This is a genomic window from Psychrobacter nivimaris (assembly GCF_904846365.1).
GTDB classification, from domain to species: domain Bacteria; phylum Pseudomonadota; class Gammaproteobacteria; order Pseudomonadales; family Moraxellaceae; genus Psychrobacter; species Psychrobacter nivimaris_B.
This window is the reverse complement of sequence record NZ_CAJHAL010000002.1, coordinates 16278-42372: the sequence shown is the minus strand read 5'-3', so window position 1 is coordinate 42372 and position 26095 is coordinate 16278. Positions and strand designations below refer to the sequence as shown.

21 protein-coding genes are annotated in these 26095 nt (G+C 44.8%); 20 read left to right on the top strand and 1 reads right to left on the bottom strand.

Annotated features, from left to right (window positions below; genetic code table 11):
• The first annotated feature begins 77 nt into the window (after positions 1-77).
• The 10 genes from JMX63_RS01230 to JMX63_RS01185 all read left to right on the top strand — a co-directional run bounded on the left by JMX63_RS01230 (position 78) and on the right by JMX63_RS01185 (position 11720).
• The gene (locus JMX63_RS01230; protein ID WP_201570324.1) at positions 78-383 is read left to right on the top strand and encodes a hypothetical protein; all 306 of its coding nucleotides are present in this window, start codon (positions 78-80) and stop codon (positions 381-383) included.
• 347 nt (positions 384-730) lie between these two features.
• The gene (locus JMX63_RS01225; protein ID WP_057758311.1) at positions 731-1528 is read left to right on the top strand and encodes an ABC transporter ATP-binding protein; all 798 of its coding nucleotides are present in this window, start codon (positions 731-733) and stop codon (positions 1526-1528) included.
• Between the two features lie 329 nt (positions 1529-1857).
• Complete coding sequence (locus tag JMX63_RS01220; RefSeq protein ID WP_201570322.1) at positions 1858-2658, top strand: transporter substrate-binding domain-containing protein; 801 nt, start codon at positions 1858-1860, stop codon at positions 2656-2658.
• A gap of 152 nt (positions 2659-2810) precedes the next feature.
• On the top strand, positions 2811-3707 hold the full coding sequence (locus JMX63_RS01215) for a transporter substrate-binding domain-containing protein (protein ID WP_201570320.1): 897 nt from the start codon (positions 2811-2813) through the stop codon (positions 3705-3707).
• A gap of 72 nt (positions 3708-3779) precedes the next feature.
• Positions 3780-4733: an ABC transporter substrate-binding protein gene (locus JMX63_RS01210; protein ID WP_101205567.1), complete on the top strand. Its 954-nt coding sequence runs from the start codon at positions 3780-3782 to the stop codon at positions 4731-4733.
• A 436-nt stretch (positions 4734-5169) separates the two neighbouring features.
• Positions 5170-5904: an ABC transporter permease gene (locus JMX63_RS01205; protein WP_057758316.1), complete on the top strand. Its 735-nt coding sequence runs from the start codon at positions 5170-5172 to the stop codon at positions 5902-5904.
• Positions 5905-5916: 12 nt separating this feature from the next.
• Positions 5917-6642 (top strand): ABC transporter permease, encoded by a 726-nt coding sequence (locus tag JMX63_RS01200; protein ID WP_101205569.1) that lies wholly within the window; start codon positions 5917-5919, stop codon positions 6640-6642.
• A 207-nt stretch (positions 6643-6849) separates the two neighbouring features.
• The gene (locus tag JMX63_RS01195; protein ID WP_406947806.1) at positions 6850-7479 is read left to right on the top strand and encodes a fumarylacetoacetate hydrolase family protein; all 630 of its coding nucleotides are present in this window, start codon (positions 6850-6852) and stop codon (positions 7477-7479) included.
• 294 nt (positions 7480-7773) lie between these two features.
• A complete protein-coding gene (locus JMX63_RS01190) occupies positions 7774-9990 on the top strand; it encodes a PhoX family protein (RefSeq protein ID WP_201570316.1) in 2217 nt (738 codons plus the stop codon).
• 236 nt (positions 9991-10226) lie between these two features.
• Complete coding sequence (locus JMX63_RS01185; RefSeq protein ID WP_201570314.1) at positions 10227-11720, top strand: PGAP1-like alpha/beta domain-containing protein; 1494 nt, start codon at positions 10227-10229, stop codon at positions 11718-11720.
• A gap of 91 nt (positions 11721-11811) precedes the next feature.
• Here the strand turns inward: JMX63_RS01185 and hslO are convergent, their stop codons facing one another.
• On the bottom strand, positions 11812-12792 hold the full coding sequence (gene hslO / locus JMX63_RS01180) for an Hsp33 family molecular chaperone HslO (protein WP_201570311.1): 981 nt from the start codon (positions 12790-12792) through the stop codon (positions 11812-11814).
• Between the two features lie 376 nt (positions 12793-13168).
• Here hslO and JMX63_RS01175 point away from each other — a divergent pair, with 376 nt between their 5' ends.
• The 10 genes from JMX63_RS01175 (at position 13169) to JMX63_RS01130 (ending at position 26088) form a co-directional block, all read left to right on the top strand.
• Positions 13169-14143, top strand: coding sequence for a glutamate/aspartate ABC transporter substrate-binding protein (locus tag JMX63_RS01175; protein WP_180958124.1), 975 nt, complete (start codon positions 13169-13171; stop codon positions 14141-14143).
• A 97-nt stretch (positions 14144-14240) separates the two neighbouring features.
• On the top strand, positions 14241-14987 hold the full coding sequence (locus tag JMX63_RS01170; RefSeq protein ID WP_101205579.1) for an amino acid ABC transporter permease: 747 nt from the start codon (positions 14241-14243) through the stop codon (positions 14985-14987).
• Complete coding sequence (locus JMX63_RS01165) at positions 14984-15652, top strand: ABC transporter permease subunit (protein ID WP_101205580.1); 669 nt, start codon at positions 14984-14986, stop codon at positions 15650-15652. The genes JMX63_RS01170 and JMX63_RS01165 overlap by 4 nt, the downstream gene beginning before the upstream one ends.
• A 184-nt stretch (positions 15653-15836) precedes the next feature.
• Positions 15837-16568, top strand: coding sequence for an amino acid ABC transporter ATP-binding protein (locus tag JMX63_RS01160; RefSeq protein ID WP_057762314.1), 732 nt, complete (start codon positions 15837-15839; stop codon positions 16566-16568).
• Positions 16569-16970: 402 nt separating this feature from the next.
• Positions 16971-17579, top strand: a complete 609-nt coding sequence (locus tag JMX63_RS01155) for a DJ-1/PfpI family protein (protein ID WP_101205581.1) — start codon at positions 16971-16973, stop codon at positions 17577-17579.
• A gap of 99 nt (positions 17580-17678) precedes the next feature.
• Positions 17679-18929 carry an FAD-dependent oxidoreductase gene (locus JMX63_RS01150; protein WP_201570300.1) on the top strand — a complete coding sequence of 417 codons (1251 nt, stop codon included), beginning with the start codon at positions 17679-17681 and terminating at the stop codon, positions 18927-18929.
• Between the two features lie 370 nt (positions 18930-19299).
• On the top strand, positions 19300-21075 hold the full coding sequence (locus tag JMX63_RS01145) for an AMP-binding protein (RefSeq protein ID WP_201570298.1): 1776 nt from the start codon (positions 19300-19302) through the stop codon (positions 21073-21075).
• 240 nt (positions 21076-21315) lie between these two features.
• Entirely contained in the window at positions 21316-22926 is a 1611-nt protein-coding gene (locus JMX63_RS01140) for a carboxyl transferase domain-containing protein (protein WP_101205585.1), read from the top strand.
• A gap of 165 nt (positions 22927-23091) precedes the next feature.
• The gene (locus JMX63_RS01135; RefSeq protein WP_101205587.1) at positions 23092-23901 is read left to right on the top strand and encodes an enoyl-CoA hydratase/isomerase family protein; all 810 of its coding nucleotides are present in this window, start codon (positions 23092-23094) and stop codon (positions 23899-23901) included.
• A 69-nt stretch (positions 23902-23970) separates the two neighbouring features.
• Complete coding sequence (locus tag JMX63_RS01130; RefSeq protein ID WP_134292793.1) at positions 23971-26088, top strand: acetyl/propionyl/methylcrotonyl-CoA carboxylase subunit alpha; 2118 nt, start codon at positions 23971-23973, stop codon at positions 26086-26088.
• Positions 26089-26095: the final 7 nt, after the last annotated feature.

Below are 26095 nucleotides of genomic sequence, written 5' to 3'. Positions count from 1 at the left end.
GTATAGTAAGCATTAAAACAGCAAGGCTATCAGTAGATAGTACTTAATCTTATTATGATAAGTGATGGAGAACGAACATGGCTACGAAAAATACAACTTATAAAAATTGGTTAACGTTTGGCTTGGTCGCAGGTGCTCTAGCATTAGGCGCTTGTAGTAAAAAAGACGACACACCGATGGAGACTGAAGCTGATACTACTGTAGATGCTCAAACCTCTGTAGAAGAAAGTGCAACAGCGAGTGACAATGACGATGTGGCCGTTGCTAGTGCCGATGATGAGGGTATGGACGTTACCAATAACGATGATGTGGCAGTGGCGACAGCAGAAGATGCGGATATGATGGACGGTACTGAAGACTCAGAGCATGTATCGACGTACTAATCGCATATTATAGAATGCACTAGCTACATATTAGATGTACTAAGCACATACTATAAATAGGCAGTTATCAGATAACACAACGTCTCGTATTCTAAAGTGATAAAATAAAGCCCAGAGCGATAAATGCAGTCTGGGCTTTTTTGTACTCCGGTTTATTAGAAGCTGATTAACCCGTTGGTTAAATACAATATTTGCCTTTTTACTGCGTAATAAGAGACAATATGGCATTTTTCTCTTTGCCTCATCAGGCATATTACGATAATGCATCTAAATGCTTGTACTATATATAGATATAGCTCTTATTTTATTCGTGTTTTCACTCATATTTATTGGAAGTCTGCTGAACCATGCTTGATACTGCAAAAAACCCGACTCGGCCTATCGCCCTAGACTTACAAGACATCCATAAAAGCTACGGCTCATTAGAGGTATTAAAAGGGGTATCCTTGACTGCCTATGATGGCGATGTTATCTCTATTTTGGGCTCATCTGGCTCAGGTAAGTCGACGTTGCTGCGTTGTATTAATCTTCTAGAAAACCCCAATCATGGTCGTATCTTGATCGGTAATGAAGAGCTGATGCTAAAACCTGCTAAATCAGGTGAGCTACAAGCAGCAGACGTGAAGCAGCTAGAAAGCTTGCGCGCTCGCGTCGGGTTTGTCTTTCAGAACTTTAACCTATGGCCACACAAGACAATTCTGCAAAACATCATCGAAGGGCCAACGCAGGTCTTAAAGATTAAAAAAGACCAAGCAATTAGCGATGCGGAAAAACTGCTTGATAAAGTCGGCCTGCTTGACAAAAAAGACGCTTATCCTGCCAACTTATCTGGTGGTCAGCGTCAGCGTGTCGCTATTGCCCGTGCGCTTGCTATGCAGCCACAAGTCCTATTATTTGATGAACCAACCTCTGCGCTAGATCCTGAACTGGTCAACGAAGTGCTTGCGGTAATGCGCGAGCTAGCAGAAGAAGGACGTACGATGCTTATCGTTACTCATGAAATGCGCTTTGCCCGTGAAGTATCAAGCAAAGTCGTCTTTTTACATCAAGGTGTGGTTGAAGAAATTGGCACACCTGAGCAAGTCTTTGATAACCCTACCTCTGAGCGTGTTAAAGACTTTATGGCATCACACCGTCCTACCTAGTTATTAGTTTTTGCCTAGTACCATGTCCAATACAGATGGTGGCAACACTCTTGCCACCATTTATCCTGCCAAACGTAAAATCACTGTAACGTAACCATTGTTGACTGTTTATTGCCCGATGATAACTATGAGTATGCAAAACGTTTGTTTTTGATATTTTACTCAGGTATTATCAAAAGGTTTATAGGCCGTCACGTCTCGTGGCTGTCTGTTATTCTGCTATCTATATTGCTTGTCTGGCATGGACGTCAGAGAACAAAATATCAGAACCCTAAGTCAGAAGATCCTGTCAAAAACTTATGTAAAACCCATCAGAATTTAAGGAACGTATGATGTCGAATTCTCGCCTATTGTGGTCATCGATGACCGTTACTGCTGCATTGATGTTGAGCGCTTGTAGCCAACCTGCCGATGAAACTACCGATGCCAACGCTGACGCCCCTGCAGCAGAAACCACTGGTAAAACCATTCGTATCGCTACCGAAGGCGCTTACCCTCCATTCAACTACACCAATGCTGACGGTAGCTTGGCAGGTTTCGATATCGATGTTGCCAATGCCTTGTGTGATCAAATGCAAGCCAAGTGTGAAATCGTTGCACAGGACTGGGACGGTATCATCCCTGGTCTATTGGCACAAAAATATGATGCGGTGATTGCAGGTATGTCTATCACTGCTGAGCGTCAGGAAAAAGTTGATTTCAGCGAGCCGTACTTTGCCAATACGATGGTATGGTTGACCAATACGGATGGTGGTTTTGATCCTATGACGATTAAAGATGCAACGCTTGGTGGTCAACGTTCTACTACGCCAGGTGCTTATCTACAGGATAACTACGAAGGCAAAGAAGGCAACACAGTTCAGTTGTATGACAACTATGACAATGCCTATCTAGATCTAAAATCTGGTCGTAGCGATGCCGTATTGGCTGAAAAAGTTTCTGCCAAATCATGGTTAGCAGAAAACGCAGCGGGCTTCGGTATCGTTGGTGATGAAATTGATAACGATGACAATATTGCCATTGCTGTACGTAAAGGTGACTCACTCAAAGCTGACTTTGACAAAGCATTGAGCGAAATCCGTAGTAACGGTGAGCTTGCACGTCTTGAGCAAATGAACTTTGGTCAATAATGACTCACTGAAGATTTATGCTTAGAACAAGTAACGTTTGATGCGAGTAATGCTTAAAACCAAGCATGTTTCAAATAAACGGTGTTTATAAGCATAAATCAGCAAGCAGTGATTGACGATACAGCTGGTAAATATATTAAGGAATAAAACTTATGACAATTTCAATGACATCATCAATGAGTAAAAAAGCATTGTGGCTAGCACCGCTTAGCGCAGCGATGCTAATGCTGGCAGGTTGTAACAATAGCTCAGCACCAGCAGAAAATGCCGAAGCTGACACCGCTACTGAAGCACCTTTAAATATCAAAATTGCGACAGAATCAAGCTATAAGCCTTTCAGTTATACCGATGCAGATGGCAAGCTGATTGGTTACGAGATTGAGCTGGTTGACGCATTATGTGCGCAAATGAAAGCTGAGTGTGAAGTCATCTCTCAAGATTGGGATGGTTTGATTCCAGGGCTTAACGCACAGAAATTTGATGCAGCTATCGCAGGTATGTCTATCACGCCTGAGCGTAAAGAAGTGGTTGATTTCAGTGACCCTTACTTCCATAGCGGTATCATCTTGATCGGCAAAAAAGGTGATGACTTAAGCGTTGAGTCACTAACAGGTCTACCAATTGCCTCACAGCGCTCAACTGTTGCCTCGCAATACCTACAAGACGAGCATACAGATGCTGATATCAAACTATACGATACGCAAGACAATGCTTATTTAGATCTGACCTCAGGTCGCGTGCGCGGTATGATGTCTGACAAGGTCACAGGTATTGACTGGTTAAAAACAGACGCAGGCAAAGGTTACGAAGTTAAAGGTGAAGAAATCAGCACCAATGATGATGCGATGGGTATTGCCTTCCGTAAAGGCGATCCGTTAGTTGCTAAGTTCAATGCAGCATTAGCTGAACTAAAAGACAATGGCACCTATGATCAAATCACGGGTAGCTACTTTGGTACTAGCTCAACGGCTGCTGCGCAAAAAGCTGTGGCAACAACTGATAGTGTCGAAGAAGTAATGGTCGCTGAAGAAGAAGCGCCAGCTAACTAATACGATATCTAGCAGTTCGACTGCTGTTGTTTGAAAACGTGTTGTTTACTCAAGAAAAAACCAAGGATGATCATGAGCAACCATTGTGCCCCAATCTGTACCACGACTGGCAAATCTAACATTACTGTAGCCAGTCGTTTGTCTATGTCACTGCTTGCGCTAGCGACGGCCTTTACCGTTGCTGGCTGTAGCAATAGCCAAGAGAGTGCGGCTGATACCAATCCAGAGGCTACCGAAGCAACGGCAGCTTCTACAGGTGATGTATTGCGCATCGGTACAGAAGGGGCCTATGCACCTTTTAACTATACCAATGCTGATGGGACACTGGGTGGTTTTGATGTTGAGATAGCAAATGCACTTTGTGCAGATATGCAGGTAACTTGTGAGATTGTGGCGCAGGACTGGGACGGTATTATCCCTGGTCTAAAAGCAGGTAAGTACGATGCAATCGTGGCCGCGATGTCCGTTACTCCAGAGCGTTCGCAGCAGGTGAGCTTTACTGATCCGTACTTTAGCAATGCCTTGGTTTTTTTGGCCAAAAAAGACAGCAGCTTTGACCCTAGTAACAACAGTGATATCGACTCGCATTCTATTGCTGCACAGCGTTCAACCATTTCATCGCAGTGGCTAGAAGACACGTATCCAAAAGCCGATATGAAGCTTTATGATACGTTGAGCAATGCGTTTCTGGATCTCGGTTCAAACCGTGTCGATGCGATGATCTCTGATAAGCTGCCTGCCATAGAATGGCTGAGCTCAAATGCTGGTAGCAAATATGCGCTCAAAGGTGATGAGATCGATATTAATGATAACTTTGCGATAGCAGTACGCCCAGGCGATCCGCTACAAGCAAAGATCAATCAGTCTCTTGCTAATATAAAAGCTAATGGTACTTACGATAAAATCAATCAAAAGTACTTTGCGGTGCCAGCGTCTGCAACGAGCACAGTTGATGAAGACGCAGATACGGGTACAGATGCAGATACAGACATTAGCGAGCAACCAACGACAGAAAGCGTTAGTTAATAGCTAACAGTAGTCAAAGGTAGCAGTCAAAAAATATTGTTTTGATTAATAAAAGGATATTGCCATGATGGTGATGTCCTTTTTTATTTGTCGTTATATCAACGAATATACATAATAGCCGCCTATTAATTTTGCTCAAATTTAGTCGGCTGATTGTATGTCTCTAGAGGCAAGTGTCTGTTTAAGTACGGTTTAGGCGCAGCTTTTACGCGTCAGTATTAACATCACGGCGAGTGAATATGATAAAATCAGCGCTCATTTCTACTGTGTCAATTATCGCAGCGTTAATCGTATTCTTCTGACGTCATTTTTTGACGCTGACCATCCCTATTGATTTGGTATAAAATACGGTGTTGCGCCGCGTTCAGCTATTGATGCTGATTCTTTTAACTCATATTTTGCAAATTGCTAATATAAAGAGACTGAGTGGATAATCGTGTTTGACTTACAAGGATTTGGCGCGCTTTTATTAAGCGGCGCTACCGTCACCATACAGCTAGCTGTGACCAGTTTGATCATTGGTCTGGCTTTAGGCTTGCTCGGCGCAACCGCAAAGATGTCCAATATCTGGTTGCTGCGTAAACTTGCGACTGTCTATACTGCGACGATGCGCGGTATTCCTGAGCTGCTATTGGTGCTCTTTATTTATTATGGCGGCTCTATCTTATTGATGAGCATCCTCAAAAAGTTCGGCTATAACGACTATGTCGAGATTAGCGCTTTTTGGGGCGGTGTCATGGCGCTGTCTATTGCTTTTGGTGCGTATGCGACTGAGATTTTTCGCATGTCCATTCAAGAGATTCCAGTAGGGCAGCGAGAGGCTGCGCAAGCGATTGGTATGCGTCCTTTTCAGACTTTTTATCGCATCACGTTGCCGCAAGTGTGGCAGATTGCTTTACCAGGTTTGGGTAATTTATTTCTGGTACTGCTCAAAGATACCGCATTGGTATCGGTCGTGGGTCTCAAAGACATCATGTATCAGTCATCGCGTGCGGCACAGTCTACACAGCAGCCATTTACCTTTTATATGGCAGCAGCGATTATTTATTTGGGTCTGACCATGTTGATTACTGGCTTTATGATGTGGCTTGAGTGGCGCGCCAATCCTGCGGCACGCTATGCCAAAAAGATAAGCCGTCAATCCACTCACAGTCAATCGACCATAGGGTAGAGGAGAGATACTATGGATTGGAATTGGCAGGTCATTTTTGACCATATCCCTGATTTACTAGGCGGCGCGGTATTGACCGTACAGCTGGTCTTGTTTTCAGGTGTGATTGGATTGCTGTTTGGTTTGGTTTTGGCATTATTACGACTGTCTAAGAACTGGGTGGTACAGATACTACCGTTTCTGTATATCTTCTTTTTTCGTGGTACGCCGCTGCTGGTACAGATATTCCTGATTTATTATGGTTTGGGTCAGTTCGAGGCCGTACGCGAGTCGTTCTTATGGGAGCCAGTACTTAGCCAAGCATATTGGTGTGCCATCATCGCCTTTACCCTCAATACCAGTGCTTATCTAGCCGAAATTATACGTGGTGCAATTCAGACGATTCCGATTGGAGAGCTTGAAGCTGCTGATGCACTTGGCATGTCAAAATGGCAAAAACTAACACGGGTTACGCTGCCGCGCGCATTTGGTATTGTGATTCCAGCGTACAGTAACGAAGTTATCTTTATGCTAAAAGGTAGTGCGCTAGCGTCGACTATTGCGTTGATGGATATCACAGGTGTTGCTCGTACGATTAGTGCGCGTACCTATACCTTGATGGAGCTATTCTTTGCCGCTGGTATCGTCTATCTACTGCTGTCGTGGGTTATCTTGTTTAGCTTTAGAATGTTTGAAAAACGTATGAACCGTCATGCCAGTTATGTACCACCAGATGTCGTGACCAATACGATTCCATAGTTAGCAGTTAGCAGTTAGCAGTTAGCAGTTAGCAGTTAGCAACTAAATCGTCAAAGTCACTGTAGACAATATAGTATAGCCTGCTGATAAAATAGCCATCATTTACAGGGAGAGTTTAGTATGAGCCAATCGCCACACGAGTCATTAGCGAACGCCATTGCAGCTGGTGTCAATGCCGAGCAGGACGCTATCAATCATAATGAAAGATTGCGTGCTTCTATTGGTAAAGTTGTCTGTGTTGGTCGCAACTATGCGGCACATGCTGCAGAGTTGGGCAATGAAGTACCAACCACGCCGATATTGTTTATGAAGCCTGCGTCTTCAGTGGTCTCTATCCGTGGTGATGTGGTTCGCCCAAGTCCAGAGTTATTTGGCGAGACTCACTACGAGGCCGAGCTATGTATTCAGTTGTCAGCTGACTTATCTATGGCGACGATTGAGCAAGCTCAGCAAGCGATTGGTGGGGTGACATTGGGACTGGATTTGACCTTGCGTGACTTGCAAAGCAAGCTAAAAGAAAAAGGTCATCCGTGGGAGCGTGCTAAGTGTTTTGACGGAGCTTGCGTGCTTGCTGATTGGCTCGACCCACAAGCGTTTGGTAATCTGCAGAATGTACAGTATCAGCTATCTATCAATGATAAATTAACGCAAGATGGCGATAGTGCCTTAATGCTATTCCCTGTCTATGAATTGCTGGTCAATATCAGTCACGCCTTTAGCTTGCAAGCAGGGGATGTAATTATGACTGGTACGCCAAGCGGCGTTGGTGTGTTGCAAGCAGGCGATCAGCTTAAACTAAAACTGGGTGCTCATGAGTGGGTGTCGCAAGTACAGTAAGCTTGATTGCAATAACAAACGCATATTAAAAACCCCGAGCAATTGCTTGGGGTTTTTGCTTTTAAGCCTTTATATTTATTTTTTGACTTTGCTAACTGCCAAACAATGCTAATTATCTAATCATTCTATTTCTAAATCATCAGTACAGTCGATTGTCATCAGTTTGTCACCTATTGTTCAGCGTGCTGTCATAAAGGTTGAGTAGACTTAAGCGGAATTCGTATTTTTGTGGTCGTAATGATAAAGCCGCGATCAACTCTCTGCCAATCTAGCCTAATAGCAAGGTGACTGATAATGACATTATTGAACAATGAGCGAACGCTTGCCCACGAAGTGGTTGAAGACTCAAATCCTACTAATAATACTGACTTTCAGACGATTATCAATCGTCGATTGAACCGCCGTAGTATCCTAAAAGGTGGCACAGGGTTGACTGCTGCTGCGTTTTTTGGCGCATTACCTTTGGTCGGTTGTAGTGAAGACGACGATAGCAGTATTGTTGGTAATGACGATAATGCCGCTATCCCTGCACAAGGTGATCTAAAGCGTCCTGATACCCTAAAGTTTGAAGCAGTCGCGCATTCAACAGCTGATACGATGACCGTAGCAGCAGGCTACAAGGCAGAGATGATATTACCACTTGGTACACCGCTGAACTCTGGTATCGAAGACTGGAAAGACAATCGTGAGCAATCAGCAGAGTCATTTGAATGGCGTATGGGTGACAACCATGATGGGATGTGGTTCTTTGGCAAAAACGGTAACGCTTACGATGCCAAAGCGTCAGAAAACAGCTTGCTAGTCATGAACCATGAATACGTCAATAGCAGTGAGCTTAGCCCATTTGGCTATTACGTCACTCAAGATAACGATGCTGCGCCTATCTTTCAAAACCGCCGTCTCGCGAGCGATGTACGCCGTGAAGTCAACTGTCATGGCGTCTCGGTGGTTGAGTTAACTCGCCGTGCAGATGGTATGGGTTATGAGATGGTACCTGATTCTAAATACAATCGTCGCATTACCAGTAGTACAACAGCACAATTGGCTGGCCCTGTGGCAGGCTCTGCTCTGGTCAAGACCAAGTTTGACCCGACAGGCTATCAAACTCGCGGTATCAATAATAACTGCGGTGCAGGTCTGTCACCGTGGGGTACTTATCTGACTACCGAAGAGAACTTTTTGGGTGTGTTTGCCCGTGGACAAGATGCCAGTCAATTGAGCGCTGTTGATAACTATGCTCGCGAGCGCTACGGTGCGGTGGAGGACTTCCCAGGTTGGGAGTATCTATGGCATACCCCAGAGGCAAAGGATGCCAAAATAGCAGACGAGTTCTCACGCTGGGATATGACCGCAGTCGGTGCCAGTGCTGCTGAAGATTATCGCTATGGCTTTAACACTTTTGGTTATATTACTGAAATTGACCCGTTTGACCAAAACTCTATACCGCAGAAACGTACCGCACTGGGCCGATTCGCTCATGAAAACTGTGCTTACGCCCCTGTTGAGCAAGGTAAGCCAGTGGTGTTCTATATGGGTGATGACGCCCGAGGTGAGTACATTTATAAGTTTGTCTCCAAAGCGATGTGGTCAAACTCGGATATCGGCGGCGGACTAAAAGCAGGTGACAAATATCTGAATGAAGGCAAGCTATACGTGGCGGTATTTAACGAAGATGGTAGCGGTGAATGGAAAGCTCTCGTCCATGGTCAAAACGGACTGGATGCTTTCAATAGCGTATTGCCGTTCAATGGACAAGATGAAGTATTGGTCTTCGCCCGTGCAGCTGCCGATGCCGCTGGTGCTACCAAAATGGATCGACCAGAATGGGTATCGGTCAGTCCTATGACAGGCGATGTCTATGTGACATTGACCAATAATAAATATCGCGGCGTACGTGACGACCAACCTGTCTCAGCTTCCAATCCGCGTAGCTATCAGTCAAGCGGAAAGTCGCTTGGTAATGACAATGGTCACATTATTCGCTGGGCAGAAGCGGGCGGCGACCATGCCGCAACGAGCTTTGAGTGGGATATCTATCTGTTTGGTGCGCCAAGTGATCTATCGGCAGAAAACCTTTCTCAATTAAATGACAATAATGACTTTTCTTCACCTGATGGACTGTATTTTGACCCGCGTGGTGTCTTATGGATTCAGACAGATGACGGCGCTTACACCGATACCAGTAGCTGTATGTTGCTTGCGGCTCTGCCGGGTAAGGTCAGTGATGGCTCGATGAAGACCACATCGGCAGGGCAGTCAACCCGAGTCGGCACATCTGCTAGCAATGACAATATCAAACGATTCTTTGTTGGTCCTGAAGGATGCGAAGTAACAGGTATCACCATGGCGCCAGATTTTAAAACGCTGTTTATCAACATCCAGCATCCGGGCAACACATGGGGCGCTGTCGCTGGTGGTAGTATACCTCGCTCAGCGACTGTGATGATTACTCGCGAGGATGGTGATGTCATACTGGCAGAATCATTTGATACAGCTGATAGCACGACATAGATAGATAAGCTATAGGCGGATAATAGAAACAAATAAAATGCTCACAACCATAAAAATCCCAAGTTAAGGCTTGGGATTTTTTATTATCATATTGATCTGATGGTTAAAGAGACCGTCTATCACTCATTTGGCTCTGCTAGTCGTCATCCTGTTCTAAAGTCAAACCATTTACTTCTCTTTGCTGCAGTTACAGGATAATATAGACCATTACTTTTTTCGCTGAATGTGCAAATATTATGAGCAGTCCAAAGGTGTTTTATAACGACGGTGTTAGTGACAGCGACGCTCAAAATGATAGCAGCTATACTCGTACTCATCATGAGCTCGATGCGCATTTTGTCCCAGATGCGAGTGTACCGCTACACAGTCATCTATATGAGCAAATCGACCAACTCGAAGCCATCGATATGGATGAGTTGGTCAAGCTACTGGCAGATTCAGATGACAGTGATGAAATCAACAAAACACCTGTGTCTTTGGCAGATTTTTTTGAAGGATTGGCTCAGCTTGCAACCATGGGTGTGGTTGAGATTACAGAAATCGTAGAAGCCATCCACCGTGAAGTTATTCTGCGTCCGCTAGGCCGCTTCAATGACAAACATTTAAATAAATGGTCGCGCGGATTTACTGGACGTATCTATGGCACGATACGTCATGTGATGCAAATGGTCGGTAATAATCTAGCGTCTGTACTACGCATATACAAAAACCTGATTCTCCAAAAGTCAGTGCAGCCACTACCGGATTCACTAAAAAAGCTGGTTAATGTACTCAATGGTGTCATGGGTGACCATCTTGTCAACAATCAAAATGCGCTCGCCATTCCGATGATGCTATACACTCAAGACGGCAAGCCGCAAGGTGAGGTGCTATCAGGTCGCATTGCTATTTTGTGCCATGGTTTATGTATGAGTCATTTAAGCTGGCAAGCCCAAGCGGATAATGATTTAGGCGAGGCCATTCATGTCAGCCAGCCTGATACCACGGTGCTGTATTTGGATTACAACACAGGCCGCCGTATCTCTCGTAGCGGCCGTAAGTTCTCTCAATTACTACAAACGCTGGTCGATGATAACCCAAATATCAGTCAGATAGATCTGGTCGGACATAGTATGGGCGGCTTGGTCTCTCGCAGCGCACTGTTTTATGGTGAGCAAGATCGCCTAGACTGGATCAAGCGCGTAGGCAATCTCATCACGCTAGGTTCGCCGCATCATGGGGCAGTGCTTGAGCGTATCGGTAATTATGTGCAAGACATCATTGCCAAGCTGCCGTTTGCAGGCTCACTGGCCAAGCTCGGGGATATGCGCAGTGCCGGTATTATCGATCTGCGTCATGGCAGTATTCGGGATGCGGATTGGAAAGCACTAGAAGGACGTAGTGTCCTACCACAAGATTTCCGCCATCCTGCACGGTTGCCAAGTGGTATTAAAACTTACTTTGTCGCCAGTGCCTTGCTTGAGACCCATTATGATTCTAAGGTAACGGATCTGCTCGGAGACAGTTTGGTATCAGTGGCTTCAGCGTTGGGCGAGGATGATGCCGAGCATGCTTTGTTTGTGCCAGATGGTCATAAAGCCATATTTTATGGTGTTAATCATATGAACTTAATTCATAGTAGACGAGTACGCGAACAAGTGGTTGAATGGCTACTTGATAATGGTCGAAGTGACTATGCCGGACGTCCGCGCATACATTCTTATCCTAGAAGTTTAGATGTAGCGGTGTAGTGATTTAATGATAAAAACAAAAACCCTCAGGCATGACGCTTGAGGGGTTTTTGTATTGCTATAAAGACTGATTTATAGCAAGTAAGAAAAATTACTCAGCAAATATCGCTGCTACATCATCTTTATTAAACTTATAGACTTCACCGCAGAATCCACAATCCATCTCAAATGTCCCGCCTTGCTCTTCAACGATATCTAACGCTTCTGCTTCGCCGATTTGCTCGATTGCCATTTCACACTTCTCGCGTGAGCAAGTGCAGCCAAATGATAGAGGCGCAGGCTCAGGTGCCACGATGTTTTCTTCGTGATACAAGCGATAAAGTATTTCGTTAGCATCCAGTGTCGTTAGTTCTTCTGCTTTTACCGTGCGCGTCAATACAGACAAGCGCGTCCATAAATCATCGTCGATACCTGCATCTTGGTTTTGCTCAACTTCAGACGTTTCTTCAGCAGTACGCGGTAGCATTTGTACCAAGATACCACCGGCTTGCAGGCCATCAGATGCCAAGTTAATTAACGTTGGAATCTGTGCTGATTGCTTTTGATAATGTGCTAAGCAGTCCGCTAGATTGTCGTGGCTACGCTCAACGATACCTTGATATGGCTCACCGCCATCAGGCTGAATATTGATAAACAATACGCCTTGTCCCATCGCACCAAGTTCAGCAAACGCTTCTTTGGCATGGGTCATTTTGTCCCACGCTTGTACTTGCTCATCCGTTTCGCCTTTCCAACTAGCAAGCGCACGAATGATACCGTCTTGATCGCATTCTGCCATCGCCCAGTTTAGTAAGCTGTCACTGTCTGATGATTGTAACTGAATAGACAGGCGACCATTGATTTTGACCGTACTGATTAGCAAACTCGCTGCGGTCAGCATCTCACCCAATAAGCGTTTGATGGCTTCAGGGTAGGGCTTTTGTGCAATTGTGCTCGCATAGCTGCGTGATAGGCGTACCACATCACCGCGCACGGGTGAGTCTTCAACAAAGAAACGTTGGCGAATGTCGTTGCTGCCATGGTTGCCAGTAGTTTGGCTGTCCGTATTTGGGACTTGGATATCTTGAGTCATAAGTCATTTGTAGTATAGAGAAGTTGTTTGCTTTATGGGGATTACTGCCGATTTATCAATCTCACTTAGCAGACTGTTTTGATGATTATGAGTAACAATTGACAATAATTAGCTTAAACAACCAAGCAGCTGTTTGTACAAAGTTCTGAGTAGATAGCCGCTATGAGCCAACATTTTATAGCCAAAATATAAACATATTCATAAATACGTACTCTCTCAAAAAAAATTCACCCTCTACTGCAAATTTGTTGTACAGTAACATTAAGTTGCATTGTGATAAACAACAGCAACAACCGTACGGATGCGGGGCAGTCGGGTCAATCAGACCTATGTCGTCCAAGCACTCACTCAATCTTGCGATAAAAGGATGTATTTCATGACATACTCATTTTCCAAACCGTTGACTTTAGCTGCTGTTATGGCATTAGGTTTAGCGGGATGTAATAACAGCAGCCAGACCAGTACTGATGCGCCAGCAGATGATGCAGCGACGACAGAAACCACGACCAACGGTACGCTACAGAAAATCAAAGACTCTGGCACTATTGTCGTCGGTCACCGTGATTCCTCTATTCCTTTTTCTTATATCGCTGATGATCCTAACCAACCGATTGGCTATGCGCACGACTTGGAAATGAAAGTGGTTGAAGCCGTTAAGCAAAAGCTAAACATGCCAGACCTTAACGTTCGCTATAACCTAATCACTTCGCAGACTCGTATCCCATTGGTACAAAACGGCACGGTAGATTTTGAGTGTGGCTCAACCACCAATAACGAAGAACGTCAAAAGCAAGTCGCATTCTCTAATGGCTTCTTTGAAATTGGCACGCGTCTATTGACCAAAAAAGACTCTGGTATTCAAGACTTTGAAGACCTAAAAGGTAAAACTCTGGTAACGACAGCAGGCACGACTTCGGAGCGTTATATCCGTCAGTACAACGATGATAATAAAATGGATACCAATATCATCTCAGCAAAAGATCATGGCGAAGGCTTCCTAATGCTAGAAAATGGTCGCGCTGATGCCTTTATGATGGATGATGTATTGCTCGCAGGCGAAAAAGCCAAGGCAAAAAATCCTGATGAATGGGTAATCGTCGGTACGCCGCAATCGTTTGAAATCTATGGTTGTATGATGCGCAAAGATGATCCTGAATTCAAAGCTGTGGTCGATGAAGCCCTTGCCAATGTCTTTAGCTCAGGCGAAATCAATAGCATTTATGACAAGTGGTTCTTGAACCCAATCCCACCAAAGAACGTCAATCTAAACTTTGAGATGTCAGACAACTTAAAGGCCTTGATTGCCAATCCGCATGACAGCGCTCAGCCTAAAGAAGCAGCAGCGCAGTAACGCTCATTGTCCCTCAACATAGTTTGCCTATACGTTCAGATAGCCAGTAATTTTATTTGACGTATAGGCTTATCAATCGTTGCTCGGAGAGACAACCATGAATTATAGCTGGAACTGGGGTGTGCTCTTTGAGCAGACTGGTATTGGCAACGAGCTCTATATCCATTGGATGATCACTGGTCTTGGCTGGCTGCTATTGATTGGCAGTATCGCATGGGCCATTGCGATGGTCGTGGGTACCATCTTCGGTATCATGCGCACCTTGCCCAACAAGACCGCTCGTGCAATCGGTACGGCTTATGTGACATTTTTTCGTAATATTCCACTGCTTGTTCAACTGTTCTTTTGGTTTTATATCGCCCCTGGTTGGCTCACGCCGACGATACAAGAATGGTGGTATAAGGACTTGTCTCCGAATACCTCAGCCATGTTATCAGCCAGTATTGGTTTGGGCTTATTTACTGCTGCTCGTATCGTGGAACAGGTACGGACGGGTATTGAGTCATTACCAGATGGACAGATTAATGCGGCCTATGCATTAGGGTTTAGCATTCCACAGGTCTATAAAGAAGTACTGCTACCGCAGGCATTTCGTATTATCTTGCCACCGCTCAGCTCTGAGCTGACTAACTGCTTCAAAAACGCCTCTGTGGCCTCGCTAGTGGGGGTAATGGAGCTGATTAGCCAAACCAAAACCATCAGCGAATACACTCAAAATAGTATCGAGATATATACTTACGCGACGATTATTTACTTGGTTTTCAACTTATCCTTAATCGCTATTATGGGATTGATTGAACGTAAATTGCGTGTGCCTGGGCTTATTGTGGGAGGTCAGAAATGAATATGACCGAATTGGCAACAGCCTATCCTGGTTTGATGGGCGGCATGCTTACCACCTTAAAAGTGCTGTTTTTGGCTATTTTGGGCGGTATCAGTTTAGGAACTGTACTGGCATTGATGCGCTTGTCAGGTATTAAAGCGCTTGAGATTCCAGCCAAACTATACGTCAATTACTTCCGCTCCGTACCACTGCTACTGGTACTGCTATGGTTTTATTTTGCCGTACCGATGATTTATCTTTGGGTAGCGGGTAAGTACCTGCAACTCGATGCTGCGTTTGCCTCTTGTGTGGTCGCATTTATGATGTTTGAGGCGGCTTATTTCTCAGAAGTAGTGCGTGCTGGTATTCAATCGATTGGTAGCGGGCAGGTCAATGCGGCAAAAGCGCTCGGCATGACTTATGGGCAGACCATGCGTCTGGTCATCTTGCCACAAGCCTTTCGTAAGATGCTGCCACTGATTTTGCAGCAATGTATTATTTTATTCCAAGATACGACACTGGTATTTGCCATTGGTTTGACTGACTTTTTCCGCGCAGCCTACGTTCGCGGTGAGCTAATGGGGTTACTCACGCCTTATATCTTAGGTGCTGGTGCTGTCTATTTTGTGATTAGCTTAAGTGCTTCTATTGGCGTGCAACAATTACAAAAGCGTTTGCGGTTTTAATATAGTTATTTTGTTACGGCTTTCGCTTGTGAATGTTAATAGCTTGAATTGAGTGTTTGATTTACCTTTTTTTAATAATGATTATCGAAAATAATGTGGTTAGGAGCCAGTGATGAGCAATGCTGATACGTACTTAAATGCCTTTGGCGGGCTGGTTACCAATAGTGGTCATGCTAGTGATGAGATGGTCATTGAGATATCTAATGTCAGCAAATGGTATGGAGATTTTCAAGTACTGACTGACTGTACGGCGCATGTACATAAAGGTGATGTCGTCGTCGTTTGTGGTCCATCAGGTAGTGGTAAATCAACTTTGATTAAGACAGTGAATGGACTTGAGCCTTTTCAAAAAGGTGACATCATGGTCAATGGTATCTCTGTCGGTGACCCAAAAACTAATCTACCTAAGTTACGTAGCCGTGTTGGTATGGTATTTCAGCATTTTGAGTTATTTCCACATTTGACTATTATTGATAATTTGACTGTGGCACAAATCAAAGTGTTGGGCCGTAAAGAGTCTGAGGCCAAACAAAAAGCGATGGCGTATCTGGACCGTGTTGGTCTGACGGTACAAGCGGCGAAATATCCAGCAGAACTCTCTGGTGGTCAGCAGCAGCGTGTTGCGATTGCACGAGCGTTGGCCATGGATCCCGTCGCAATGCTGTTTGATGAGCCAACCTCTGCGCTTGATCCTGAGATGATTCAAGAAGTGTTAGATGTAATGGTCGAGCTGACTCGTGATGGTATGACCATGATGTGCGTGACGCATGAAATGGGCTTTGCCAGTCAGGTGGCCAATCGTATTATCTTTATGGATGAAGGGCATATCGTAGAAAACTGTAGTAAAGATGAGTTTTTTGAAGGCGCGAAAAGTGACCGTGCGCAGATGTTCTTATCGAAGATTTTGAATCATTAAATACACTCTGATTTACGATTTTTATAGCAGTATTTCTAATATTAAGACGTGTTCTAAAGCTTACTTTTCTTTCCACTGCTAATAATTATACAAAGCGCCCTATTAAAGACAGTTCAACGCTATCTTTAATAGGGCGCTTTGTATTCAGTTTCTTTTGTATAACTATTTGAACAATAATTTGAAGCCTATGATGTTTACACATAAGGAATTTAAATAAGATAGCTTTGAGACTATAAAGCCGCTGAAAATAGAGCGGGAATAGTCGCATGATTAGAGAGGTTGCAAACGGCAAAGGTAGATGAAATGGCTCATCTGATTAACCAAACAAGTTTGAAAAGATAGTAGTCATAATATAGATGAGTTTAATTTAATTTAACGTTATTAACTGAATTAGGATTGAATATGACGCTAAAACGAACCGTCGGCATACTACTGTTCAATGAAGTAGAAGTCTTGGATTTTGCAGGACCTTTTGAGGTGTTTTCGCTGGCTGAAAATGCTACCCCTGCTAGTGATGATAAGTACTTTGAGGTTATCACTATTGCCGAGAACCAAGCAACGATATCCGCTAGGAATGGTCTACAAGTCATTCCTGACTATAGCTTTGCCAATCATCCAGACATTGATGTCTTAATCGTCCCCGGTGGTTACGGTGCCGAAAAAACAGAAATATATAATAAGGTAGTAATTGATTGGATTATCACTCAAGCAAGTTTGGCAGAGCTGACGCTTTCAGTGTGTACAGGAGCATTGCTATTGGCTAAGGCAGGTTTATTAACTGGTAAGTCAGCAACCACGCACTGGATAGATTTAGATAATTTAGCATCCTATCCTGATATCGATGTGATCTCGCATACGCGTTTTGTAGATGCTAGTGACGATACTGGTAATATCATCACATCAGCGGAGATAAGTGCAGGCATCCACGCAAGTCTATACTGTATAGAAAAATTAATAGATAGTGAAATCATGCGTGCAACAGCACATCGCATGGAGTTCGATATTGACTAAGTGAATTGTTAGATAGGTGAGTGAATGGCTGTTTACTGGTACAATAGCGGTCAATATTTTTGATAATTAAAATAAGTCATAAACCATCTTGGAGTTTATATGAGCGTAGAAAATCTATCTGTAGCAACAAGCACAGCATCAAAAAAAGGTGTGGTTATTATTGGTGCAGGACTGGCAGGCTGGCATGTCATTGATGCCATTCGTGCCAAAGACACAGATATCTCCATCACCCTAATCACAGCTGATAGTGGCGACCGTTATCATAAGCCGATGTTGACGATGGCAATCAGCCAAAACAAACGCGCATCAGATTTGGTACGGGCATCTGGTAGCGAAGCGGCTAAGACAGCAGAAGTGACGTTGTTAGCCAATACGCAAGTGACAGATATCGATCCAGTGAGCCAAACCGTACAGGTACGATCTACTGCGCAATCAGATGACGCATTGACGACTATCGGCTATGAGAAAATGGTGCTAGCGATGGGTGCGCATCCTATCTTCCCTAAAAGTTTGCCGCAAGATTTGGTCTGGCATGTCAATCATATCGAGCGTTTTAGTCAGCTACAAGAAAAGCTAGCAACAGGTAGCCAGCACGTTGCGATCGTTGGTGCTGGTATGGTGGGTACAGAAATCGCAGAAGACCTACTTAAAGCTGGTCATAAAGTAACGCTTATTGATTTAAATGATGCACCGCTTTCACAGATGCTACCAGCGAAAGCGACCGCACGTATCGCCAAAGCAATCGAGTCGCAAGGTATTCAATTCTTAGGTGGTTATCAAGTATCAGCTGTTACTCGTGTTGGCAGTAATGACGACGATAGCGAAGATGCCGAGAAGCTACAAGTAGACTATGCCCCATTATTATCGGATGCAGACAATGCTGATATTCAGCCGCTCGAACCACTGATTGTAGATCATGTGATTGCCAGTACAGGTCTGACAGTCGATGAGCAATTACCTACGGCGGCTGGTGTGGAATTCGATCGCCGTACGGGTATCGTGGTGGATGCAGCGACGTTGCGTACCAATGCAGCGAATATCTATGCTATCGGTGACTGTATGTCTATCAATGGGGTCGCTTGTCGTTATGTTGCGCCATTACGCGCGCAGGCCGCGACTATCGCTGATGATATCTTAGGTCATGAGCATAGTGGCTATGATCATAAGCCGCCAATGATTCGCCTTAAGAACAAAGCCATCTCTGTGATGGTGACGGGTGTACCGCAAGCAGTGGGCAATTGGCAAGTGAAGACTGAGAGTGATGATGAGCTAATCATGGATTTGCTCGATGATAATGAAGCCGTTAGCGCAACAGTAACGATTAAAGCGCCTGCAGCTCCTAAAGCATAACGATTGCAATACCGTCTTTTGAAAAACTAATAAAGCACAGTATTTATAAGTAATGTCCTTTATTAGATTCCTTTCCAGACAATTCAGTCAAAAGACAATATTGATGATTGAGCCAGCTCGTTACTTATGATGTGGCTGGCTTTCTTATGTCAAAAGTTTGCCATGATTCTATGCTACCTTTTACTAAGTAGAAAGGCAGACAGTCTAATTAAATGATACATACTGTATTGATATCGTTGACAGGCTTTCATTGATGGCGTTATAGTAGCTGAATGCTATGTAAGACCTGCCCAAGGAAGAAGGTTTGCACGCAGGCTATTAATAAGTGCTATTTATAAATACTATAAAAAGTAAAACGAAAGGACTCGTTATGACTCAAACTCCTGATTTCGATTCGATTCACGTTGACTTCGACACTATTTTAAACAACATTCCTAGTATCAATATGGGCGCACGCTCAGCCAATGCACCACTTACTCAAAGCTATGACAAAGGTCCTGATGTACCGCTGATTGAAGCGACAATCGGTGACTTTTTTGATGCTATTGTTTCCAAATATCCTGAGCGCGAAGCACTGGTCGTCCGCCATCAAAATATCCGTTGGACATATCGTGAGCTACAGCAGCAAGTAAATCAGCTAGCCAGTAGTATGATTGAGATGGGACTAGAGATTGGTGATCGTATCGGTATTTGGTCGCACAACAATGCCGAGTGGTTGCTCATGCAATTGGCCACGGCAAAAGTCGGCGTTATCCTCGTTAATATCAATCCTGCCTACCGTACTTTTGAGCTGCAATATGCCTTAAATAAACTGGGCTGCTCAGCGCTCGTACTGATGCGCCATTTCAAAACCAGTGACTACGCCAGTTTAATTCGCGAGCTGTGTCCTGAGATTTACCATAAAGATTACACTCAGCTTGATTTGGTCGAGATTCCAACGATTGAACGCATCATCTGGATTGATGAGCCAGAGTCGGACGAGATCTTTGGTTTTATGCAAAAATTCTCTGCGTGGATGAGCGAGGGCGATGCCAACGATCCGCGTGTTGCCGAACGTCAAACTCAGCTTAAAAACACTGATGCCATCAATGTCCAGTTCACCAGTGGTACGACTGGTACACCAAAAGGTGCCACCTTAAGCCATCGTAATATCTTAAATAATGGCTACTTTATCGGTGAGGCCATGAATCTCACTGAAGAGGATAGGCTGTGTATTCCAGTACCTCTGTATCATTGCTTTGGTATGGTGCTTGGTAATCTAGCGATTCTCACACATGGCGGCTGTATCGTATATCCAAACGACGGCTTTGAGCCATTGACCGTATTGCAGGCAGTCGAAGAAGAGAAATGTACAGGTCTGCACGGCGTGCCAACGATGTTTATCGCAGAGCTTGACCATCCTGAATTTGAAAACTTTGATTTGTCTACCTTACGTACTGGCATAATGGCTGGCTCTAGTTGTCCGATTGAGGTTATGCGCCGTGTCATCGATAAGATGCATATGAGCGAAGTCACCATTGCCTATGGCATGACAGAGACCAGTCCTGTATCTTGCCAGACCAATGAGCATACGCCACTTGATAAGCAAGTCTCGACGGTAGGACTGGTACAGCCTGCGCTTGAGGTGAAAGTCGTCGATACAGAAACAGGTGAAATTGTACCGCTAGGCGAGACAGGTGAGTTGCTCACACGAGGCTATTCAGTGATGAAAGGCTATTGGGGTAGCCGTTTTAAAACGCGTGAGGCTATCCAAGATGGTTGGATGCATACGGGTGACTTGGCCACAATGGATGAAGACGGCTATGTCAAAATCGTCGGCCGTAGTAAAGATATGGTGATTCGCGGCGGCGAAAATATCTATCCAGTAGAAATTGAAAATTATCTCTATCGCCATCCAAAGATTCGTGATGTGCAAATCGTGGGTATACCAGATGAGCGTTATGGTGAAGTACTTGCGGCATGGATTATTCCAAAAGAACCTGGCTGCTTGACTGAACAGGAAGTACGCGAGTTCTGTAGCGACCATATCGCTCATTATAAAGTGCCAACTTACTATCGCTTTGTGACTGAATATCCAATGACCATCACTGGCAAGATTCAAAAATATAAAATCATTGAGCAAATGAAAGAAGAGTTGGGTTTGTAGTAAGCTTACTTATCTGCTCTAAAAAACAAAAGACTAACCATATTCATTTCACTATAAAAGTATTACAGCATTAACCTCGCTTGAAGTATCACACATACATCTGCACTCGGTTGCCTTGTACTACTTTTAAATTGAATCGACTATATGTGAGCAACGCTTAAAAATAGCAGTTAGTATCATTTATATAAAAAGCTACTCACATCTACGTATCTATCTATGTATAAGAAAAAAAGGGATATCATGAGCGCTATCATAACCAGTAAACTGAGTCCAAACTCAAGCGATTTTCAGCAAAACAGTGCCGCGATGCAAGAGATAGTCGATGACCTGTATGTACACTTGCGTAAAGTTGCCCAAGGTGGCTCAGAGCGCGCACGAGCCAAGCATCTAGCGCGTGGTAAGTTGTTACCACGTGAACGCGTCGAGCGTTTGTTGGATGTAGGTACACCTTTCCTAGAAGTGGCACCGATGGCTGCACATGATATGTATGGCGAAGAGATTCCGGCGGCTGGCGTGATTGCAGGTATTGGCCGTATCAATGGCATCGAGTGTATGATTGTCTGTAATGATGCCACGGTAAAAGGCGGCACGTACTACCCAATGACGGTCAAAAAGCATCTACGAGCACAAGAGATTGCGCAAGAAAACCATCTGCCATGTGTGTATCTGGTTGATTCAGGTGGTGCCAATTTACCGAACCAAGACGATGTGTTCCCGGATAAAGAACATTTCGGCCGTATCTTCTTTAACCAAGCCAATCTGAGTGCGGCAGGTATTCCACAGATTGCTGTGGTTATGGGCAGCTGTACGGCTGGCGGTGCTTATGTGCCTGCCATGAGCGATGAATCTATTATCGTCAAAGAACAAGGCACTATCTTTTTAGGTGGTCCACCACTGGTTAAAGCAGCGACGGGTGAAGAGGTCACGGCAGAAGATTTAGGTGGCGGCGATGTACATACCCGACTTTCGGGCGTGGTCGATCATCTAGCGCAGAATGATACGCACGCGTTATCGATTGCGCGTAATATCGTCAGTCACCTAAATCGCCCTGCGAAAAATATTCCTAATCAAATCACAGCGCGTCCGCCACGTTATGATGCTAAAGAATTGTACGGCGTGATTCCAACGGACAAGCGCAAGCCATTTGATATCAGAGAAATCATTGCACGTATCGTTGATGACAGTGCCTTTGATGAGTTTAAAGCACGCTTTGGTACGACGCTGGTCTGTGGATTTGCTCATATCGAAGGGATGCCTGTTGGTATTATTGCCAATAACGGTATCTTGTTCAGTGAGTCAGCGCAAAAAGGTACTCACTTCATCGAGCTGTGCTGTAAGCGCAAAATTCCATTAGTGTTCCTGCAGAACATTACTGGCTTTATGGTGGGTCGTAAATACGAGAACGAAGGGATCGCTCGTCATGGCGCCAAAATGGTAATGGCAGTGGCCAATGCAAAAGTGCCAAAGTTCACGGTTATCGTCGGTGGCTCGTTCGGAGCTGGTAACTACGGTATGTGCGGTCGTGCTTATAGCCCGCGTTTCTTATGGATGTGGCCAAATGCCCGTATCTCTGTCATGGGCGGCGAGCAAGCTGCATCAGTACTGGCAACGGTCAAGCGTGATAATTTTGATCGCAAAGGTGAAGCGTGGAGCGATGAGGACGAAGCGGCATTTAAAGCACCGATTCGTGAAATGTACGAAGAGCAAGGTCATCCGTATTATGCTACCGCACGCATGTGGGATGACGGCGTAATTGATCCTGCCGATACCCGTAATGTATTGGCTTTAGGACTAAGCGCTGCATATAATGCACCGATTGAAGAGACGACATTTGGGGTCTTTAGAATGTAAGACTTCTAAGGTCTTCTCATAGTAAGCGACTACGGCGTTAACCTTATTTAAAGTATGATTGGTACATCTACGCTTAGTCTTTGTACTTGGTTTCCTTGTATTAACATTATTATGGATTGACCAAGAGTTTGTTTGAGTATTTACATAAAAAATATAGAGAAAGTTATGCAAAAAGATAGTGATAAAAATTATAAAAGCCTACTGGTTAATGTTGAACAGCACGTGGCTACGGTGACATTAAACCGCCCTGAAATACGTAATGCCTTTAACGATGAAATGATAGCCGAGCTAACCGATGCATTCAATACGCTTGGTGCTGATGATGAAGTACGTGTCATTGTGCTAGCAGCAGCTGGCAAGGCGTTTTGTGCAGGCGCTGACCTCAATTGGATGCGTGCCATGGCGGATTATAGCTATGAAGAGAATCTAGCGGATGCTGATAAATTGGCGCAAATGCTTAAGACTATTTATGAATGTCCTAAGCCAACAGTCGCGGCTATTCAAGGCGATGTATACGCAGGTGGCATGGGTTTAGTTGCTGTTTGCGATGTGGCTATCGCCGTTAAGATTGCTAATTTCTGCCTCAGTGAAGTGCGTTTGGGGTTGGCACCTGCCACTATCAGTCCTTATGTTATCCGTGCGCTAGGCGCTAGAGCGTCGCAGCGTTACTTCTTAAGTGCTGAGGTATTTGATGCTAAAAAGGCACGTCAGCTTGGTTTTATCCATGAGCGTGTTAGCGAAGAAGGGCTGGCCGATGAAGTGGCTGCATTCTGTAATAAGGTCGTCAAAAACAGCCCTGACGCGGTAAAAACCTGTAAGCAACTATTACACAATATCGCTGGTGCACCTATTACAGATGAGCTTATTGCTGACACGGTTAAAGGTATCGCTGATATCCGCTCATCAAAGCAAGGTAAAGAGGGGGTGCAAGCGTTTTTGCAAAAGCGTAAACCTGATTGGCTAATGGCAGACTAACTAGTAGTAGAACAATGATAGGCAAATAGACAAGACGTCAAATAATAACGACAAGACACAGGGATAGTTATGTTTTCTAAAATTCTAATCGCCAACCGTGGTGAAATTGCTTGCCGAGTGGCCGCGACTGCTAAGCGTCTTGGCGTCAGTACCGTTGCTGTTTATTCTGATGCGGATCGTGAGGCCAAGCATGTGGCCGTCTGTGATGAAGCTATCTATTTGGGTGGTTCGGCACCAAAAGACAGTTATCTAAAAGGCGATGCTATTATTGCGATAGCGCTTGAAACGGGCGCTCAAGCGATTCATCCGGGGTATGGGTTTTTGAGTGAAAATGCAGACTTTGCGCAGGCTTGCCAAGATGCTGGCTTGGTATTTATTGGCCCATCGGCAGATGCTATCCGTGCTATGGGTGGCAAGTCTGAGTCCAAGCGCTTGATGGAGTCAGCTGGTGTGCCGCTGATACCGGGCTATCATGGTGACAATCAAGACGCACAGTTTTTGCAGCAGCAGGCCGATAGTATTGACTATCCTGTCTTGATTAAAGCGAGTGCAGGTGGTGGCGGTAAAGGTATGCGTATCGTTGAAAAAAGCAGCGATTTTATTGACCTGTTAGATTCATGTCGCCGTGAAGCGATTACCAGTTTTGGCAATGATCAAGTATTGGTTGAAAAATACGCGCTAAAACCACGTCATATTGAAATTCAAGTATTCGGTGATACGCATGGTAATTATGTGCACCTGTTTGAGCGTGATTGCTCCGTGCAGCGTCGCCATCAAAAAGTATTAGAAGAAGCGCCGGCACCGGGTGTCGATACGGCCATGCGTGAAGCGATGGGTACGGCTGCAATTGAGGCGGCGCGTGCGGTTAATTATGTCGGCGCTGGCACGGTTGAGTTTATTGTGGAGCAGCGCGAAGGCACGATGAATTTTTATTTCATGGAGATGAACACGCGCTTGCAAGTTGAACATCCGGTCAGCGAAGCCATTACTGGTGTGGATTTGGTCGAGTGGCAGCTGTTGGTTGCTGCGGGTCAGCCATTGCCAAAATCGCAAGACGATTTGACGATCAATGGCCATGCGATCGAAGCGCGTATCTGTGCTGAAAACCCTGACAATAATTTTTTACCAGCGACAGGAACGTTGTTTACCTATCAGAAGCCTGAGCACAGCACCTTTGTCATTGATAAAAACGGCGCTGATGTGCGTATCGATGATGGCGTACGCGAGGGTGATGTCATCAGTCCCTTCTACGATTCTATGATTGCCAAGCTTATCGTCCATGCGCCCACACGCGAGCAAGCGTTGGCGAGACTAGATCGTGCATTGGCGCAGACGCGTATTGTGGGTCTACCAAATAACGTGGCATTTTTGCGTTATATCTTAAATACCGACTCATTTAACAACGCCAATCTTGATACGGCATTGATAGAGCGTGAGCAGGACAAGCTGTTTGATCAGCATCCGCTTGGATTATCGACGCTTGTGGTGACGGCTATTACGCAGCAGCTTGCGAGCGAAACCGTATTACAAAAGATAGACAATGACCCCTTTAGCAAGCCTACTGGTTTCCGTGCTTATAGCGATTATACTCGTTCATTTAGCTTGGTGTATGATGAGCAGTCCTATTATGCCCGTATCAGTAACTGGCACAATTCGAGTGGCGCTGAACGCAAAAAGGGCGGTGACAATCTCAGTAGCTTTGCGCTTGTCATTGGTAAAGAAATCGCGAATACGCAGGATGATAGCAATATCAATGTCGCCGCTCAGACTGAAACGGTTTATGAAGGCCAAGTCAGCTATGATAGCAGTGATGCGCACAATCATACCTTATGGTTAGAGGGTGCACGTATCAGTGCGCAGAGCTGGGTTAATAATGAGACAGTTTATGCGTTCACAGATAGCGGACGCGATGAGATTACCCTGATTGATGTGATGGCACATGTGGGTGAGGATACCGCAGCGGTTGGTAGCTTAAAATCACCGATGCCAGGGCAAGTCGTTGCCTTTAAAGTTGCGGTAGGCGACACCGTCAAAAAAGGTGAGTCACTTGCGGTCATCGAGGCCATGAAAATCGAACATACCATTACCGCACCAACTGATGGTGTGGTAGCAGAGCTATTATTTGCAGCAGGTGATTTGGTCGCTGATGGTGATAAGCTACTGCGTATCGATAGTGAAAGCGAATAGAAAAGGA